This is a genomic window from Pseudoalteromonas sp. G5_S1_54_S4, from assembly GCF_054968565.1.
On sequence record NZ_JBQKUL010000020.1, the window covers coordinates 23126 to 42781 of the forward strand.

15 protein-coding genes are annotated in these 19656 nt (G+C 39.9%); 7 read left to right on the top strand and 8 right to left on the bottom strand.

What is annotated here, in order from left to right; all coding sequences use genetic code 11:
- Positions 1 to 2418 (bottom strand): bifunctional aspartate kinase/homoserine dehydrogenase I, encoded by a 2418-nt coding sequence (gene thrA / locus ACTRWE_RS09480; RefSeq protein ID WP_427684030.1) that lies wholly within the window; start codon positions 2416 to 2418, stop codon positions 1 to 3.
- A gap of 229 nt (positions 2419 to 2647) precedes the next feature.
- Complete coding sequence (locus tag ACTRWE_RS09485) at positions 2648 to 3016, bottom strand: response regulator (RefSeq protein WP_013464225.1); 369 nt, start codon at positions 3014 to 3016, stop codon at positions 2648 to 2650.
- A 376-nt stretch (positions 3017 to 3392) separates the two neighbouring features.
- Here ACTRWE_RS09485 and ACTRWE_RS09490 point away from each other — a divergent pair, with 376 nt between their 5' ends.
- Both ACTRWE_RS09490 and rdgC read left to right on the top strand, forming a co-directional pair.
- Complete coding sequence (locus ACTRWE_RS09490) at positions 3393 to 5159, top strand: ATP-binding protein (protein WP_013464224.1); 1767 nt, start codon at positions 3393 to 3395, stop codon at positions 5157 to 5159.
- A 73-nt stretch (positions 5160 to 5232) separates the two neighbouring features.
- Positions 5233 to 6144, top strand: coding sequence for a recombination-associated protein RdgC (rdgC, locus tag ACTRWE_RS09495; RefSeq protein WP_008111993.1), 912 nt, complete (start codon positions 5233 to 5235; stop codon positions 6142 to 6144).
- A 232-nt stretch (positions 6145 to 6376) separates the two neighbouring features.
- Here the strand turns inward: rdgC and ACTRWE_RS09500 are convergent, their stop codons facing one another.
- On the bottom strand, positions 6377 to 7216 hold the full coding sequence (locus ACTRWE_RS09500) for an HDOD domain-containing protein (RefSeq protein WP_013464223.1): 840 nt from the start codon (positions 7214 to 7216) through the stop codon (positions 6377 to 6379).
- A gap of 281 nt (positions 7217 to 7497) precedes the next feature.
- Here ACTRWE_RS09500 and ACTRWE_RS09505 point away from each other — a divergent pair, with 281 nt between their 5' ends.
- Positions 7498 to 9198, top strand: coding sequence for a dipeptidyl-peptidase 3 family protein (locus tag ACTRWE_RS09505; protein WP_013464222.1), 1701 nt, complete (start codon positions 7498 to 7500; stop codon positions 9196 to 9198).
- A 382-nt stretch (positions 9199 to 9580) separates the two neighbouring features.
- On the opposite strand, the gene ACTRWE_RS09510 is transcribed toward ACTRWE_RS09505, so the two are convergent.
- Positions 9581 to 10111 (bottom strand): protein tyrosine phosphatase family protein, encoded by a 531-nt coding sequence (locus ACTRWE_RS09510; protein ID WP_013464221.1) that lies wholly within the window; start codon positions 10109 to 10111, stop codon positions 9581 to 9583.
- A 31-nt stretch (positions 10112 to 10142) separates the two neighbouring features.
- The gene (locus ACTRWE_RS09515) at positions 10143 to 10541 is read right to left on the bottom strand and encodes an HIT domain-containing protein (RefSeq protein ID WP_013464220.1); all 399 of its coding nucleotides are present in this window, start codon (positions 10539 to 10541) and stop codon (positions 10143 to 10145) included.
- A 107-nt stretch (positions 10542 to 10648) separates the two neighbouring features.
- Between ACTRWE_RS09515 and ACTRWE_RS09520 the strand changes: the two genes are divergently transcribed.
- Positions 10649 to 12874 (top strand): S9 family peptidase, encoded by a 2226-nt coding sequence (locus tag ACTRWE_RS09520; protein WP_462879906.1) that lies wholly within the window; start codon positions 10649 to 10651, stop codon positions 12872 to 12874.
- 273 nt (positions 12875 to 13147) lie between these two features.
- Positions 13148 to 14785 (top strand): methyl-accepting chemotaxis protein, encoded by a 1638-nt coding sequence (locus tag ACTRWE_RS09525; RefSeq protein ID WP_462879907.1) that lies wholly within the window; start codon positions 13148 to 13150, stop codon positions 14783 to 14785.
- Between the two features lie 80 nt (positions 14786 to 14865).
- On the opposite strand, the gene ACTRWE_RS09530 is transcribed toward ACTRWE_RS09525, so the two are convergent.
- From ACTRWE_RS09530 to ACTRWE_RS09540, 3 genes are all read right to left on the bottom strand, one after another.
- Positions 14866 to 16401, bottom strand: coding sequence for a M17 family metallopeptidase (locus tag ACTRWE_RS09530; protein WP_462879908.1), 1536 nt, complete (start codon positions 16399 to 16401; stop codon positions 14866 to 14868).
- Positions 16402 to 16511: 110 nt separating this feature from the next.
- A complete protein-coding gene (gene dinB, locus ACTRWE_RS09535; protein ID WP_462879909.1) occupies positions 16512 to 17567 on the bottom strand; it encodes a DNA polymerase IV in 1056 nt (351 codons plus the stop codon).
- A 72-nt stretch (positions 17568 to 17639) separates the two neighbouring features.
- A complete protein-coding gene (locus ACTRWE_RS09540; RefSeq protein WP_013464196.1) occupies positions 17640 to 17816 on the bottom strand; it encodes a hypothetical protein in 177 nt (58 codons plus the stop codon).
- 316 nt (positions 17817 to 18132) lie between these two features.
- Here ACTRWE_RS09540 and ACTRWE_RS09545 point away from each other — a divergent pair, with 316 nt between their 5' ends.
- Positions 18133 to 18564, top strand: coding sequence for an acyl-CoA thioesterase (locus ACTRWE_RS09545; RefSeq protein ID WP_076922037.1), 432 nt, complete (start codon positions 18133 to 18135; stop codon positions 18562 to 18564).
- 12 nt (positions 18565 to 18576) lie between these two features.
- Positions 18577 to 19629: an aldo/keto reductase gene (locus ACTRWE_RS09550; RefSeq protein WP_462879911.1), complete on the top strand. Its 1053-nt coding sequence runs from the start codon at positions 18577 to 18579 to the stop codon at positions 19627 to 19629.
- Positions 19630 to 19656 lie beyond the last annotated feature (27 nt).

The window sequence follows — 19656 nt, forward strand, 5'->3', positions numbered from 1 at the left end:
CTAGCGAGATAATGTTTTTAATATGTCTGCAAATACACCCGCAGCCGTTACTGCAGAGCCAGCCCCATAACCACGAATTACAAACGGACGCGGTTGGTAGTATTGGCTTAAAATAGCCAGCGCATTTTCACCATCACGAATAACATTCAATGCGTGTGATGAATCCACCGCTTCGATTCCGACCTTACAGTGACCATTTTTAATTGTGCCTACATAGCGAAGTACTTTACCTTCACTTGCTGCACTTTGAACACGGTCGTTAAAACCAGCATCTAAGCTAGGTAATTTCGCCATAAACTGCTCAACATTGTCACCTTGGGCAAAACCTGGCGGTAAAACTGACTCCACTTCAATATCGCTAAGCTCTAATTTCATACCGGCTTCGCGTGCAATGATCAGTAATTTACGTGCTACGTCAGTTCCCGATAAGTCATCGCGCGGATCGGGCTCTGTAAACCCGCTTTCTTTGGCTTTAATTGTTGCTTCAGAAAGTGATAAACCATCTTCTAGTGCACCAAACATGTATGAAAGCGAACCTGATAAAATACCACTAAACTCAAGTAACTCATCACCTGCACCAAACAACGATTGCAAATTATCGATTACAGGTAAACCTGCACCTACGTTAGTTTCGTATAAAAACTTACGATTATTTTTATGTGTTGCTGCAATTAAATCTTGGTAATACGTATATGAGCTCGTGGTGGCTTTTTTATTGGCAGCCACGACATGAAAACCTGCATTTAAAAAATCTACATATTGTGCAGCCAAGGCATCTGATGAAGTACAGTCAACTAGCACTGGATTAACTAAATGATTTTGCTTAACAAACTGCTCGACCAATTTTAAATCAAACGCTTGCTCTGACTGCGCCAGTTTTTGCTGCCAATCATCAAACGCAATCCCCTCACCATCAAGGTGTAATTGACGAGAGTTGGCAACACCATATAGGTTTAATTTAATATTACGCTTTTCAAGCCATGCTTGTTGACGCTCAAGTTGGTTAATTAGCTCTTGGCCGACTAAGCCACAGCCCAATAAAAACACATCAATTGAAGGAACATGAGTAAAGAAGTTTTCATGGCAAATTTTAACCGCGTCATTACATAATTCACCGTCAATAACGGCTGAAATAGCACTTTCTGTTGAATCTTGCGCTATGGCAACAATGTTTACTTGCGCTTGTGCAAGCGATGCAAAAAACTTAGCCGCTAACCCCTTATGGGCACGCATGTTATCACCAACTAACGTTACTATTGCTAAATTACGTTGCACATTTACCGGCTCAATGAGCCCCGCTTTTGACTCTAAGTCAAAGGCTACTTGCAACGCACTTAACGCTAGATTTAAATCGCTTTCATGCACACAAAAGCTAATGCTAAATTCACATGATGACTGGGTAATGAGTACAATTGACACGTTATCATGTGCCAATGCATTAAATACCTTAGATGCCATGCCTACTTTACCTTTCATGCCCGGGCCTGAAACGGTTAGCATAGCTAAATTTTGTAGGCTTGAGAGTGCTTTTACTGGTTCATCAGATACCGTATCGTTACTAATTAGCGAGCCTTGCGCATCTGGGTTATGGGTGTTTTTAATTTCGCATGGCACCCCTGCTTTTGCACACGGTAAGATAGTTTTAGGGTGCAATACTTTAGCGCCAAAATAAGAAAGTTCCATCGCTTCTTTATAAGATAGGAAATCAACCTTAGTGGCTTTTTTGATATAACGCGGATCGGCGCTATATACACCATCAACGTCAGTCCATATTTGGCACACTTGCGCCTCTAAACACGCCGCAGCAATCGCTGCCGAGTAGTCAGACCCATTACGACCAAGCGTTGTGAGCTCCCCTTCATCATTACTTGCAGTAAAACCAGGCATAATGTAAACCGTCGCAGGGGATTCTTTTAACACAGCTTGAAAACGTGCCTTACTGGCCACTAAATCCGCTTCTGCGTCTATGTATCCGCCGGTTGAAACAATACAATCTGTTGCTTGTAAATAATGCGCGTTATGATCGGCTAATAGACTTTGCATTAGCGATACGCTAACACGCTCACCAAAACTAATAATGAATGCTCTGACCTGATCAGGGCAGCACTTTATCAGTGCAATACCATCAAGCTTATTTTTAAGTTCGTTAAAGTCAGGCCAGTTTTGAACTGCTCCTTGCTTTTCCTCTACCGCTGCTTTAAGCATGTTGCATCGGCTAGTCAGTGAATGCCATTGTTCGCTAAAGTCATGCCCCTGCTCTGCAGTACTAGCTAAATTAACTAACGAGTCAGTCATGCCACCTGGGGCTGACAGTACTAGTAACATTTCATCTTTTAATTGTGCCTTAGCGAGTGCAGCAACTTGCTCTAAACAGGCAAAATCAGCGAGCGATGAGCCACCAAATTTTAATACGCGCATTTTTTATGTTTCCTCATTCCATAAAACGAAAAAAGGCCTGTGTTCTAAGTGAACACAGGCCTTTAAATTTGTTGCACCGACCTATGCCACTATCCAGTAAGAATGGTGGTTGTAATAATAATGGTCGTTACAAGACTAAATGTTTTCATAGCTTAAGACTGCCTTAACAAAGGCTATTCTGTCAACCCTAAATTAGAAGATAAAACAGTCTTTTTCATCATGAAATTTATTAATAAATGCCAAACTTATGCAAAACGTCGTTAAGTTGTGCTTTATTAATCGGTTTGTGAATAAAATCGATTGCGCCGAGTTGCGCTACGCGATCTCGCATTTTTTGTTGAATATCTGCAGAAATTACCAATACATAAGTTTCTATTTTATTTGCTTTGACCTGCTCAAGCACTGCAATCCCATCCACTTCAGGCATGGTTAAATCAAGACACAGGAGATCGAAATGCCTTTGACGCAATTGCTCCAACGCCTCTTTACCGTTAGTTGCTTGCTGAATATCGGCATCAATACATTCTTTTAAACAGCGCATTACCTGTTTGCGAGCAACGGTGGAATCATCACAGACTAAAATAGAAAAACGCATCATAATGACTCATTAATTAAACTCATACAAAACACCAAAACCCACTGTAAAATTAGTTGGTTGCCCAATCCGCAACAGTCAAAGTTATAACCAAATTAGCAACGAGCAGATTATTTATTGTAACTTTTATTAACGTTATCAATAAAATGCTTAATTGCACAATACAAATTAGTAAATTAACTATTTTCAAGTAAAAAACAGCCTATCCAAACCAACAGTTTTCAAATAGAAACCCCATGGATATAGAACAGAATGATTGCTTATTTAACAACGCTAAATAGCAATATTATAAAATATATGTTTATTTTTAATCATTTATTAACTAATGTTTATAAGCGTACATTAACAGTTGAATAATTTAAGGAAATATAAGCCTCCCATGCCGCAAAAAAGTCTTTCAACAAAGTTACTCACTCGGGTTTTATCAGTTTATTTTATACTGACCTTTGTGGTGACCTGCGGGCAAATTTTCGCAGAGTACGTCAATACTAAAGATTACATACGCGATGAACTTGGCACATTACAAAAGACCTTTGGTAGAAGTTTAACCAGAGCAATTTGGGAGCTAAATATAAAGCAAACCACCACAACCGCCGAAGGATTACTCGATATACCTATGGTTGAGGGGGTTATTATTCGTGACGATAATGGCGCTATTATTTCTCAATTAGGCCGCGCGCTAAATATTCACAATCTTTACAGCCAGCAACTTGTGCAAGAAGATGTCATGGTAGAGGACACCAAAGCCGGTTTATTTGGCTATACATTCCCACTTATTTTTGAGTTTTCAGGACGAGCAACGCAAGTAGGCGATGTTACTTTATTTTCTAGTCGCGATGTAATTTTTAGTCGCATTATGCTCTCTATCTACTTTTTGATTGGTAATGCCATGATTAAAACAACCTTTTTAATCATCTTATTTTTAATTGCATTTAGAAAGTTACTCACTGAGCCCCTTACTCAATTAACCGAGCAAATTGAATACCTTGAGTTAGAAGAGCTTGATGGTCAACAGGTTAAAATAGTCACCGATGAAAATAACGAGCTTAAAGTAATGGAACGCTCTTTTAACAATCTGATTTCGAAGGTTGTTGAGTATAAAAAAGAGTTAAAACAAACTCAGCATGACCTAATTGAAAGCAATCAAAAACTGGATCAACAAAACTTACAACTTGAACAGGATGTTGCGCGTAAAACATCAAATTTAAGCCAAGCAATGATCGATCTACAGCAACAAAAATATGAACTAGAGCGACAAAAAGCAGTTTTAACAGAGGAAGTCGATTTACGAAAGCAAACCGAACAAGAACTGTTAAGCAAACAAACTCAGCTGCAAAGCTCGCTCGATGAATTAAGCTTTGCGCAAGAGCAACTGGTTGGCTCAGAAAAAATGGCGGTATTAGGCGGCTTAGTGGCGGGGATCACTCATGAAATTAATACCCCTATTGGTATTGGCGTTACTGCCACCTCTTTTTTACAAGAGCGGTTAACCGAAATAGAAACTGCGTATAAAAATAAATCATTATCGTCTGCGGCGTTAGAAGGCTTTATTAATGATGCAGCACAAAGCGCTCAACTGCTCTCTCACAACTTAGAACGTGCCTCAGATTTAATAACCAGCTTTAAACAAATTGCGGTAGATCAGGCCAGTGAAGCCCTAAGAACAATTAACTTTAAAGACTACATCAACGAAGTTATACGCTCTTTGCACCCACAAATTAAAAAAACATCTCACAGCATTCGCCTACATTGCCCAGATGATTTAATTATTAACTTACCTGCGGGAGTCATTAGCCAAATATTTACGAACCTAATTATGAACTCATTAGTGCATGGTTTTGAAAATATAAACAGCGGCCAAATCACCATAGATGTGAATACTGATGAAAACGACCTCATCATTAATTATCAAGATAACGGTTTAGGTTTAAAACCGGCTCAACTAAAGCGTTTATTTGACCCATTTTTTACCACCAAGCGTGATGAGGGTGGCAGCGGCTTAGGTGCCCATATTATTTTTAATCTAGTAAAACAAACGCTTAATGGTAAAATTGAAGTAAGTAGTGAGCCTGGGCAAGGGTTACACTACCGTATTTCGTTCCCTAAAAACATGTCATCTCCCCTGCCACTTTTTAAACTCGATTAAGCTAAATCAGCCGTTTCTAGAAGCGGCTTTTATTGCTATGATTGCACAAATTTTTTAAATGGATCATTCCCCTATGTGGTTTAGTAACCTTATATGCTATCGCTTTAAACAAGACGTTTCATACACACAAGAAGACTTTGATAAGGCATTAGAGCAAGATCTATTTCGTCCTTGTACTGGCCAAGAGTTGGCAACATTTGGTTGGACAAAAGCATTTGGTAAACATGGTGAAACTCTTTCTCATTTCTCGCAAAAAAGTATTTTAGTGTGCGCTAAACGTGAAGAAAAAGTATTACCAGCCTCGGTAATAAATGAGCTGGTAGCAGAAAAAGTTGATCAGATTGAAGCCGAAGAAAATCGCCCAGTAAAGAAAAAAGAAAAAGATGAATTAAAAGAAAACATCTTACACACCTTATTGCCACAAGCATTTAAAAAATCGAGCTTGCAGTTTGCTTTTATAGACCAAGAAAATGGGTGGGTGGTAGTTAATAGTGCAAGCTTTAATAAAGCAGAGGAACTACTTGCTCTATTACGTAAATCATTAGGGACATTACCCGTTGTTCCTGCGTTTGCTAATTATGATTTAGACGTATTTTTAACTGACTGGCTTACTAACTTTAGTACTCCAGAGGGCTTTGCAATTGGATCAGACGCTGAACTTGAAGAAGCTGATGACAGTGGCGCCCAGGTAAAACTTAAAGGCCATGACCTATCGTGTGACGAAGTGAAGTCGCACCTTGAAAGTGGTAAGCGCGTTACTAAGCTTGCCCTTGATTGGCAAGAGCGCGTTAAATTTATGCTACAAAACGATGGCTCAATTAAACGTTTGAGCTATTCAGAAACACTTAAAGAAGAAAATGCCGATATTCCTAAAGAAGATATGGCGGTTAAACTAGATGCTGATTTTATTCTTGCATCTGAAGAAATTAAGCAATTGCTAGAAGAGCTTACACAGGGCTTAGGTGATGCTGACGATTTAGCGTAAAAGCTTTATTAAATAGTATTAAAAATATAAGCACGATATTAATCGTGCTTTTTATTGTTCAAAAACAAGTTATACCAATTGCATTAAATTAGTGATTTATTATAGCGACAAAGAAATAAGTCGATAACAAGGCAAAAATTATGATACATAGTTGTTCTATATAAATAATTTTTAACGCAGGTAGCGGATTATTTAATACGCTAGAATAATCATGTTTTTAATAAAATTGGTATTAACTAAACATTTCTTTTACGTCTTCAACCATATGCAAATACTCTTCACTCTCTAACATTTCTAATGAAGGAAATATGCCTTTATCAATATACGTTTGCAGCGCTGCTGACTTATCAGATACTTGTAAGGTTCCCTCAAGGATTGCACCAACACGAATGAAGTCGATATAACTCACCTCAGCAGTACGATGATTCACATCTGCCCAGTGCTGCGCGACCTCAACAAACACATCAGGAAATTCCCACGCTTTCATGATTGAACCACCAATTTTACCACTTAAACGTTGAATCGCATGGGCTAAAAAGCTGGGGCTTGCAAACACTTCAGGGTGACGCTCTGCTTCAGTTAAAATGGGTAACACCCCAATATTATAAACTAATGAAGCTAATGTAATGGCATCGCGATTTAGCGATGTATGGGTATTTCTTTTTAAGTAAAACTCCATTAATGAAATAGAGTGCGAGGCCACATGCAGCGTTTTATGCCACGCCTTTCCCATGTAGCCTTTTATTAACTCGTTGTTAGATACAAATAACTGCTCCATCGCCATGGCTGTGGCAATATTTTTTATTTGCCTAAGCCCAATACGTGTAACGGCTTGGTGCAAGTTAGACACCTTTACAGCTCGGCCCATAATTGCACTATTTGCGACTTTGATCATCCGCGCCGACAATGCAGGATCATGTGCTATCACATCTGACATTTGCATCAAATTAACATCGGGGTTATCTGCGGCTTGGCGAACCTTAATCGCTACCTCAGGTAACGTAGGCAACACCAGTGTGTCGTTGTTAATTCTGTCAACTAAAATAGTGAGTAAGGCATTTTCTGTAGACATAAAATATCCCTTTGCTTAATGACCTACACTTTACAGCAAGTCTTATATTATTAATTATTTCAAAGCTTAGTAGTATTAAACATATACCTAAAATAGAAAGAATTGTAGATAATTATTGATTATTTACCAGCGGCCCCTCATTAGTGCACTCTAACGTCTAATACTTGCTATTTGCTAGTATGTTTTGCTTTAATGCAAGCATGCTAAGGCACACTAATACTCATTCAGTACCTTAACTTACAGTATACAAGTTATAAAATAGACTTTTTAAAGGCAATATAATGATCTTAAATAAAATTAGCCAAGCAATACTGCTCTCTGGCATCGTTTTTCTTAGTGCCTGTTCTGAGCAAGCACCGTCTTCAAACAATACGCCGCAAAGCTCAGCGCCAACGGCTTCTCAAGCGCCTTCTGGGCCAACACTCGTTAATATTGACCGTCAACGCTTAGACATATACACAGACTTTAGCTTACAAAGCGATTTGTCACACTTATCTGAGAACCAAAAAGCCATGGTTGCCAAGCTTATTGATGCTTCAAAAATTATGGACGATTTATTTTGGAAACAAGCATTTGGTGAAGATAAACAAAGCTTTTTAGCACAATTAGATGATGAAAAAGTACGTCAGTTTGCTGATATTAACTACGGCCCATGGGATCGCTTAAATGGCGATGAAGTATTTTTATCTGGCTATAAAGAAAAGCCGCTTGGGGCAGGTTTTTATCCGGCCGACATCACCAAAGAAGAGCTTAATAACGCTGATGTAAAAGATAAAACAGGGCTTTACTCACTTATTAAACGCGATGAACTAGGTAATTTATACAGCACGCCTTATTCAGAAGAATATGCCGTAGAACTTGCCCAAGCAGCTAAGTTACTTAGAGACGCTAGCAAATTAGCTGACGACAAAGAATTTGCCAACTACCTAAACTTACGAGCTGACGCAATACAAAGCGATGACTTCCAAGCCTCTGACTTTGCTTGGATGGATATGAAAAATAACCCTATCGATGTTGTTATTGGTCCAATTGAAAACTACGAAGACCAATTATTTGGTTACCGTGCTGCCTATGAATCGTATGTACTAATTAAAGATTTAAAATGGAGCGAACGCCTGGCTAAATTTGCTGCCTTTTTACCTGAGCTGCAAAAAGGCTTACCTGTTGATAGCAAGTACAAGCAAGAAGTACCAGGATCAGATGCTGACTTAAATGCCTACGATGTTGTTTATTATGCTGGGCACTCAAATGCCGGCAGTAAAACCATTGCAATTAACTTACCAAATGATGAGCAAGTACAGCTAGAAAAAGGCACACGTCGCTTACAGCTTAAAAATGCAATGCGAGCGAAGTTTGATAAAATTTTAGTTCCTATCGCAGAGCAGTTAATTGTGCCAGAGCAACGTAAACATATTACCTTTGATGCATTTTTTGCTAACACTATGTTCCATGAAGTAGCTCACGGTTTAGGAATTAAAAACACCATAACGGGTAAAGGTACTGTTCGCCAATCACTTCAAGAGCACGCTAGCGCCTTGGAAGAAGGTAAAGCCGATATTCTTGGTTTATACATGGTTGAACAGTTACTTAAAAAAGGTGAAATCACTGAAGGAACGTTAGAAGATTACTACACCACTTTTATGGCGGGTATTTTCCGCTCAGTGCGCTTTGGTGCTTCAAGTGCACATGGTAAAGCAAATATGATCCGCTTTAACTTTTTTGCTCAAGAAGGTGCCTTCTCTAAAAATGAAGACGGCTTGTATAGCATCAACATGGATAAAATGGGCGACGCTATGGCTAAATTATCGCGCCTTATTTTAACCCTGCAAGGTGACGGTGATTACGAAAAAGTAGATCAACTGATTGCGACTCATGGCGATATTAAAGCGGAACTTGCTAAAGATTTAGAAAAGTTAAGCAAAGCGAACATCCCTGTAGATGTGACCTTTAAACAAGGTAAAGATGTGCTTGGCCTTAATTAATAAAAGCTAACCACATAAAAAAAGCGTTACACTGTAACGCTTTTTTTATCTAGGGTCTGTTGACCTTTGCGGATTAAAATTTGTTCAAACTAGGGGCGATTTAATCGCGGCGCGAGGTTTGCAACCTAGTGGGCTAAGTAAAAACCGAGCAAAGCTTCCGCGTCCTGCTCTCGCCCCTTACCTACATCCATGTAGGCAACAAAGAGTAAATCGCCCCTAGGCAGAACCCTTCGGGCAGCGCCTGTTTGGCATTGATGCTGCGTTATCGCCTATTTATGGGGAATAACCACACCAGATAGGCTCTGCCTTGCCTAAATACCAAACAGACTGCTGCAAATTCAACCTTGAAAGGTCAACAGACCCTAATTACTTATCAGTCTAATTATTTATCACTCATCACTTTACGAACAACCGGCTCAAGGCTTGCCATTCCCCACTGCTTACCGGTTTCAATCGCAGACTCAATATCAGCGCCTTGTTGATGAGCTGAAATAGCCATTAGCGCACCAACACGATTACTGCTCGCACAATGAACAACCACTGACTCACCTTTAAGTTCTTCTAAAAGGCTAGCTAATCGTTTTGCATTGTCGATGTTTACATCTTGTGCACCTGCAATAGGAATTGCGTGATAGCTCATTCCTAAAGAATTGACTAACGCGCCTTCATCCCAGTCTTGCTCATCTGCTGCACGTAAATTAATAACATGCTTAACATTAGCTTGTGACAGTTGCTTAAACTGCTCATCAGTCGGTTGCGCTGCTGAAAAAACTAAGTTGTTATGTGCTGCAAAGTTTTTAATATTAGCGTTATTTACCACATCTATAGCTACTGGCTGCTCGCCCGCTATCACTGCTGACACTGCAATCGCTGCAATAAATACACTTGTACAGAGTTGTTTGATTAATTTCATACTATCCCCTCAAAGTAACTCATTTTGATTTTTAAAAATGCGCTTTTAATTGCTCTATCTGCTCATTAGTATAAGGCACACTCGGAAACTTGCCCCATACCGGCGCAGGCCACGCAATATCTGTTTTAAAACGCGCGATATGATGAATATGTAGTTGTGGCACCATATTACCCAATGCGGCTACATTTAACTTATCAGGATTAAACACCTCCATTAACAAATGACTGAGTTTCGCTGACTCGTGTAAATAAGTAATTTGTTGCTGCTCGGTTAAATCAATAATCTCTTTTAAACCCGCTATTCTGGGGACCAATACAAACCAAGGATATTGGCTGTCGTTTAATAGCAACACCTTACAAAGTGGCCAATCAGCCAGTTCAATACAATCTCTTTTCAGTTCAGGTGCTAAGGTAAATGATGTTTTGCTCATGTTAAAGTCCTTAGATTATTTTACCGCACACTTTATAGCATTTAGTTGCAGTTGCACACGCTTGTGCTTTACCATCGAGATAATTTTATGTAAGTAAAGGCAATCCTGTGTTAAAAAAACTAAAACACCTCTCACTGGCAATTCCCCTACTCGCGGGCGCATTAAGCGCAGAAGCTGAGCCGCTAACGCTTGAGCGTATATTTGATGATCCGAGCTTAGCAGGCAAATCTCCGGTACAACTTAAGTTTTCGCCTGATGGTAGCCGGGTTACCTACTTACAAGGTAAAACCGATGACTATAACCGCTACGATTTATGGGAATATAATTTAAAAGATAATACCAACCGGTTGTTAGTTGATTCGGCGCAGTTATTTTCAGGCCCAGAAAATCTCTCCGATGAAGAAAAAGCACGCCGCGAACGCCAACGTATTTTTGGAAAAGGCATCCTTGAATATAAATGGTCAAAAGATGGGAAAGCACTGTTATTCCCTCTTAATGGCGATCTTTATTACTATGACTTAGATGCTAAAAATAGTAAAAAGCTGACTAACACAGACGCATTTGAAACCGATGCGCGTTTCTCTCCAAAAGGAAATTTCGTATCCTTTATCCGAGAGCAAAACCTATATGCACTAGAGCTGGTTTCAGGTAAAGAAATTCAGTTAAGTAAAGATGGCGGTGGCGTAATTAAAAACGGCATGGCCGAATTTGTGGCGCAAGAAGAAATGAGCCGTATGACCGGTTATTGGTGGGCAAATGATGAATCTAAAATCGCCTTTACTCGCGTTGATGAAAGCCCTGTTCAAGAAGCGATTCGTAACGAAATTTATGCTGATGAAGTAAAACTATTTAACCAGCGTTATCCATTTACTGGCACCAATAATGTTGACATTCAACTTGGGGTGGTAAAGCTTAATGATCAAGCAGTTGACTGGATTGACTTAGGCGACGATAAAGATATTTATATTGCCCGCGCTAAGTGGCTAAACGACAGCAATACGCTCTCTTATCAATGGCAAAACCGCTCGCAACATAACTTAGAACTACGTTTTTACAACACTAAAACAAAACAGCAAACCGTTGCTTTAACTGAAAAAAGTGATACCTGGATCAACTTGCATTTTGACCTTGAATTTTTAAAAGATAAAAAGCATTTTGTATGGGCCTCAGAGCGAGATGGATTTAAGCACCTTTATTTATATCGTAATAACGGCCAACTTATCCGCCAGATTAGCGCAGGTGATTGGGTCGTAGATAGCCTAAAAGGGATAGATGAAAAAAATGGCGTTGTTTACTTTGCTGCACGTAAAGATACCCCGCTAGAGAGCCATTTATACAGTGCGCCTTTATTTAAAAAAGGGGCTATGAAGCGCATTACTGAAAAAGGCCAATACCATAATGTCGTTCTAGCGAAAGATAATAAAACTTTCATTGATAATAGCTCATCGGTTAATAAGCCAAATTCAGCTGCACTGCGCAAAATTAATGGTGAGTTTATTACGTGGCTTGAAGAGAATAAGCTTGATGACTCTCACCCACTTACCCCGTATCTAACTGATTTAGCCCAGCCCGAATACGGAACAATTACCGCTGAAGACGGCCAAATTATGCATTACCGTTTATTTAAACCAGCAAACATGGCAAAGGGTAAAAAGCATCCGGTTATTGTAAACGTTTACGGTGGTCCTCATGCTCAGCGAGTAACCAATAGCTGGCGCAGCAAAAACTTATACTTTCAATACATGGCGCAACAAGGTTATGTAATTTTTCAACTCGATAACCGAGGCTCTTACAATCGCGGTAAAAAGTTTGAAGATGCGATTTATAAGCACTTAGGCGTTGTAGAAGTGGCGGATCAAATTAAAGGCGTTGAGTTTTTACGTACCCTTGATTACGTAGACCCTGCTCGCATTGGTATTTATGGCCACAGCTATGGCGGTTACATGGCGCTGATGACTATGTTTAAAGCAGGCGATTACTTTAGCGCGGGTGTATCTGGTGCTCCGGTTACCGACTGGGCTCTATACGACACCCATTACACCGAGCGCTATTTAGGTCACCCTGATACTAACGCAAAAGGTTATACCGACAGTGCGGTGTTCCCATACGCTGAAGGCTTAAAAGGCCCATTAATGATTTACCATGGTATGGCCGATGACAACGTATTATTTACCCATGCCACTAAATTGTTTAAACAGCTGCAAGATAACAATCAACAGTTTGAAATGATGACTTACCCGGGTTCAAAACATAGCCTTCGCGGTAAACAAGTTCAAACTCATTTACATCAAACTATTACAAACTTCTTTAACCGTAATTTTAATACAAACTAACTAATATTGGATTAATTATTCGACTAAAGGCTGATACAAGTATCAGCCTTTTTTTATGCAAATAAGCTATATTGAAACGTCAACAAACAATAATAAAATTCACTTTAAGCGTCTGTTAAATAAAAGTCCGGCCTTTTCTCTTTATTGTATTCACGCAAACTAGCTAACAAAGTCAGTATTAAAAATACAATATAAGGAAAATAAAACCGTATTAGCCTATATTTTAACTATGCTTATTTAAGAGAAATAATGCTCTGATACGGGAATAAATTTATGCCAAACCTTCGTCGTTTTACTATATTTCAACGTCTAGCCATTTTGGTAGGAATTGTGATTTTTGGTTTAATTGTATTGAGTATTTCGAGTTTGAGTAATCAATATAAATCGCTTAAAAATGAGCAATATCTAAAAACTAAAAATGTGGTGGAAACTGCATATAGCACCATTACACACTACGCAGCGCTTGAACAAAACCAAACACTCACCCGCGCACAAGCACAATCTCAAGCGATGGCCTCAATACGCTCATTGCGTTACGATGATACTAACTATTTTTGGATCAACAATTATCAGCCAGCCATGGTAATGCACCCAATTAAACCAGCCCTTGAAGGGAAAGATTTAACGAATAATAAAGACCCTGATGGCACCCCTTTGTTTGTTGAAATGGTTGATGTTGTTAAAAAATCCGGCGAAGGCTATGTGCCTTACAAGTGGCCAAAACCCGGCAGCGACAAACCCGTAGATAAAATTGCGTATGTAAAAGGCTTTAATCAATGGCAATGGATCATCGGCTCGGGCGTTTACCTTGATACCATAGACAACACCTTTTCGCTGCAACGTACTATTATCGTTATCAATGTAATGATTATGATCGTCGTTGTCGTACTTTTTAGCTACTTTATTGGTCGCAGTATTTTAACGCCGACTCGTTTAGCAGCAGAAATGATGAAAGATATCTCTCAAGGTGAGGGGGATTTAACCCGTACTCTTAACGAAAATGGCAATGATGAAATATCTCAGCTGTCGCGGTCATTTAACTTATTTGTATCCAAAATTAGAGAGTCTTTGGTGCTGGTTGCCAAAAGCGCAAACGATGTCAACGAGCACGCCCATACAGTCGATGATTCTAGCAAAACCAGCCAATCATTCATTGAACTTCAAAACGACAGCTCAACCCAAGTAGCCGCGGCAATGGAGCAAATGACTCATCAAATTCATGATGTTAGCCGTAATGCCGAAGCTGCTGAGCAAGCCGCAAATGATGCTGCTAGTAATGCATCAACGGGTAAAAATGTAGTGTCGAAAACCATTACCGCCATTGAAACCCTCTCTAGTAATATAGAAACCGTGAGCAAAGTGACCGCCGACCTTGCTCAAGAGAGTAATAATATTGGCTCAGTACTTGATGTTATTAGAAGCATTGCTGAACAAACCAATCTGTTAGCGCTAAACGCAGCTATTGAAGCTGCAAGAGCAGGTGAACATGGAAGAGGCTTTGCAGTTGTAGCCGATGAAGTAAGAACACTTGCCAGCCGGACAGGTAAAAGCACTGATGAGATTCAAGCTATGATAGCTAAGCTGCAAGAAGGGGCTAAAGCTGCAGTTGAAGCGGTAAAATCTAGCCAAGAGATTTCTATTTCTACGGTTGAACAAGCCTCTTCAGCTAATGCATCACTTGATGAAATAGACAGGCTGGTATCGGTGATCACCGATATGAACGGCCAAATTGCTCGCGCCACAGAGCAGCAAACATCAGCCGCAGACGAGGTGAATTTAAGAATTAACGATTTATCACAATCTACAGAGCAATCATTGGGTAACACCAAAGATTTAACTCACGCTAGCGACAAACTCAAACAAAGCAGTGTTGAGTTATCAAGCGTGGTATCGCGCTTTAAGCTTAGTTAACCTGAACTCCGGATAATAAATATCTTCCACCAATTAAAAAGCCCTGATTTTCAGGGCTTTTTAGGATTATTTATAGAAAATTATAAACAATAGCGGGCAAATAAACTGCTAACTGCCGCTGCAGTTGGTTTACCATGTTGCCAGTCGCCGCCTTCAACGCCACTACCAGCAATATCCATATGTACATAAGGAAGTGGTAAAGTAGATTCATTTCCATGCTTATTTAATCCACCTACCACAGCTAAAAATGCCATAGGGAATTGATGGCCGCGCGCTGTGACAGCAGAAGCCGCATTATTACTAGAAAGCACATCGTCAGCTAAAGTGCGTGGTTTTATAAAATCATAATCTTCACGGCGTGAACGCGACACTTCAGCACCGTCAGCCCATAAATCACCACAATCGGCTAATTGGCGTGAAATATTAGCACTACGCGCGGGCCCATTTTCTACATAAGCACCATAAGGCCCCATCGCGCGCGCAGCGTGCCCTGTTAAGGTTGCCACTGTAAACAACGTTGGATTTATTTCATTTTTAGCTAAGTCTTTCATTTCACTAAGTAAATCACCCATAGCTAAACGCCCTTCGGCATCGGTATTACCAATACGTACTCGCACACCTTCACGGCTAGTAATTATTTCATCAGGGACAAAACAATCTGAACCAATAGAGTTGCGTACAACCGCTAAAAAGGCAATCACTTTAACTCCTTTAGGCTGATAATCGGCTACTGCTTTCATAAATCCAGCAACCGAGGCCGCACCGCCTTTATCGCGGCTCATGCCCGCCATAAAACCACCGACTTTTAAATCTGCACCGCCCGTGTCATAGACTAAACCTTTACCAACAAACATCAGTGTTCGGGTTACTTCGCCCTCAGGCACGTATTCAAGTTTAACAACGCGTGGATGATGACGCTCTACCGCATACGATGCGCGAGCAACGGTACTTAGCATGGGGTAATGCTTATCAATGGCAGCTAAATCATCAATCACATCAACGCTCACCGCACTGTTTTCAAATAACTCAGTACAATAATCAGCAAAACGTGGGGGAGCCATGCGTTCAGGCTCGGTGCCACATAAATCACGTGCGGCATATTGCCCCGCAGCTAACGCATTGACTGCTTTGATTGTTTGCTCATTGGCATCAATTAAGCCTATTTGAGTAATAGGTTCAATACCTTGACCATGAAACTCACGCGCTTCTAGGGGTTGCCATAATGCTTGGCATGCGCCTAAGTAAGCCACTTCAAGAGCATGTTGATAACGGCTATCCGTATTTAAAGCGGGTAAATAAATAGCAGGGTTAACACTACCTGATGCTTTTGCCTCATTAATGGCTAATTTGGCTGCATCAAAATAACGACGAACGTCGTCATAATCTCTGTTTAAAGGGCCTGTTGGCGCTAACACGACACGTTTACCGGCAATCACTAACAAGGTGACTTGATTGCCTATGCGAGAGTCTACTTGGGCTTGGTCTAAAATTGCATCACGCAGTGGCGTATTTGGTAAATGAGAAAAGTCGTTGCTGATAATAATAAGTGCATCATGCGATGTACAATCTAGGCTTGCACTTACCGGCTTAGCCAGTACTGCTTTTGGATATGCCATAAAAAAGGATCCTGTTAGAAAACGTAGTCCCTATTATTATTTATTTAGCAATTTATAACCAGTGAACTGCGATAACCTGCTTACTTACTGGCAACTTGGAGTTACACGTTTTACACATCTAAAATACTGAGCTGTAAATTATGCTCTGGTTGATTTTTAATACCCACGCCAATTCCTAATAAGCGCACCGGTTGTTGTAATCCACGTTGATAGGCTTTGGCGAGTAACTCTTTAAAAATAGCCGTGTTTAATTGATGCGCAGCTTGATCTGCTGAGGTCACTACAAAATTAGCAAATTTAACTTTAACACTTAATTTATTAATTTTATGTTGTAGTTGCTGTTTATTTAATCGAACCAAGAGTTCATCTAACAGTTGCGGTAATTGTTCAAGGCATTCATCTAGGCTGTTTTTGTTGTATTCATAAGTATGTTCCACACTCAATGACTTACGTACCCGCTCGGTGGAAACGCGCCCTATATGCTCACCCATGCACTTTTGATATAACGACACACCAAAATTACCCACATGCTGTTGCATCCAATTAGCCCCTTTTTCGCGCACATCTTGCCCCGTGTATAACCCTTTTAAATTAAGCTTTTCTAGAGTTACTTTACCCACTCCAGGAATTTTACCTAATGGCAATTGGGCTAAAAACGAGTCAACCTGCTCAGGCAATACCACAAATTGCCCATTAGGCTTATTTTCATCACTGGCTATTTTGGCAATAAACTTTATTGGGGCAATACCTGCAGATGCAGTCAGTCCTGTGGTATTAAAAATATCGGCACGAATTTGCTCAGCAATTAACGTTGCACTGCCCTTAAAAGCAGTACTGTGAGTTACATCTAAATATGCTTCATCAAGCGAAAGAGGTTCTACAAGGTCAGTATAGCGGTTAAAAATGGCGCGGATCTGTGTTGATACTTGTTTATAAACAGCCATTCTGCCAGGCACAATAACTAAGTCAGGGCAAAGCTGTTTGGCATGATAGTTAGACATAGCAGAGCGCACCCCATACTCTCTAGCAATATAGTTAGCGGTAGAGAGCACTCCACGGCGACTATTTCCGCCAATTGCCAGCGGTACGCTTGCAAGCTTAGGATTGTCGCGCATTTCTACGGCCGCATAAAAGCAGTCCATATCTATATGAATAAACTTTTTCATCACACAATAACAACTGTTTATTTATACAGCCATTATTGTGGAATCACTTTTAATTAGCAAGCATGTTATTGCTTAAAAAGAGCGTTTACTTTTCTTTGGCTTATTAAAACAATACATCCAAAATAAAATTTCTAAAGAAAAGCCTAATAAAATCAAAACAATTGCCCCAGCCTCATTACCCATAGCGTAACAAGTAAACGACGCTATAAAAACGGTGCATGCCAATAACCAATTAATTATATTCTGCATAGTTATCTCCTTGTGTGTTAATAGTTACTATAGCCATGAATTTAAAGAGGTACAATTTTTACTCAATGGTTTTTATTTAGCACTGTTGTTCTTTTAAGGTTAAGGTTTGTTCAATCTGAGGCAGTTTACTCACGGCGCGAGGTTTATAGCCTAATTGTTTAAATAAAAAAGGCGCAAAGCTTCCATGTCCTGCTTACGTCCCTTATTTACATCCATGAGGGCAATACAGAATAGCTCCACCCCTAGTTATAATTCCCTTGAGCTCATCCGACCATATTGCTAATCTAAATGCTTTAAAATTAAGAGCAATAAATACATGGAAACGTTTAAACAACAATACCCTATTCATACCGATATCACTGTGGCATGGGGCGATATGGATGCCCTACAGCATGTTAATAACTGTGTTTACCTGCGTTATTTTGAAATAGCCAGAATCGATTTTTTAAATAAATTAAATTTATTTGATACCATCAACTCAAAAGCTACGGGGCCTGTGATCAGTGAAAATAATATTCGCTATAAGCGTCCAGTTACCTTTCCCGACACATTGAGCGTAGGTATTACCATTAGTGATATTAAATCTGACCGCTTTGTAATGAACTACAGTGTGTTTAGTCATGCGCAAAACGCGATAACAACCACAGGCATGTCAAAAGTGGTGATGTTTGACTTTAAAACAGGCCAAAAAGCCACGATCACTGAGCCATTGTTATCGGCTTTAAAAGCAAACTCTCAAACCGAATAATTAGGATTAGCAATGCAATATAGTCAATTAGGCAGTAGTGGTGTTAGCGTTTCAAGAGTGTGTTTAGGTAGCATGACCTGGGGAGTACAAAACACTCAGCATGATGCCGACCAACAGATAGCCTATGCGCTTGAGCAGGGTGTGAACTTTATTGATACAGCAGAAATGTATGCTGTTCCTCCCTCTCCCGATACCTACGGTAAAACAGAAGAAATTATAGGCAATTGGATAGCACGTAATTCACAAAAACGAAAAGACATTGTTATTGCAACTAAAATTGCCGGTAATGGGCTTTCTTGGGTACGTGATGGCGGTGATATTACTCGCCAAGCTGTTATTGATGCCGTTGATCAGTCTCTAAAACGCTTACAAACAGATTATATTGACTTATACCAATTACATTGGCCAAATCGTCGCACTCCTCATTTTGCAAGGCAATGGCCTGGTATGCTTAAATTTACCGAGGTAGATGCAAAACAACACACCGCTGATATGCTTGATATTTTAGAGGGGTTAGATGCGTGTGTTAAAGCAGGAAAAATTAAGCATTGTGGGCTTTATGATGATACGCCTTGGGGAATTAGCCAATTTTTAAATTTATCAAAAGAGCATAACTTGCCAAAAATGGTGTCTATCCAAAACGAGTTTAGCCTAGTACATGCCAAAGATTGGCCTTATTTAATAGAACAATGTGTACATGAAGATATTGCTTATTTACCTTGGTCACCATTGGCCGCAGGGCTATTAACCGGTAAGTACCTAAATGGAGCGCGCCCTGAAGGCTCTCGCTGGACATTTATGCAGCGTAACGGTATTTTTCGTGATACGCCACAATCACAACAGGCGACCAAAGAGTATGTTGAACTTGCCCATGCACACACTATCACCCCAGCTCAATTAGCGCTGGCTTGGTGTAATCAAGTTGATGGAGTCACATCATCCATTATCGGCGCCACCACTATGGCGCAATTAAAAGAAGACATTGATGCGTTTGACCTAACACTGAGCGATGACGTGTTATCAGCGATTGATATCATATTCAGAAAGAACCCAATGCCTTACTAATGAAATTAAGCAAAGAGTAAATGTTAT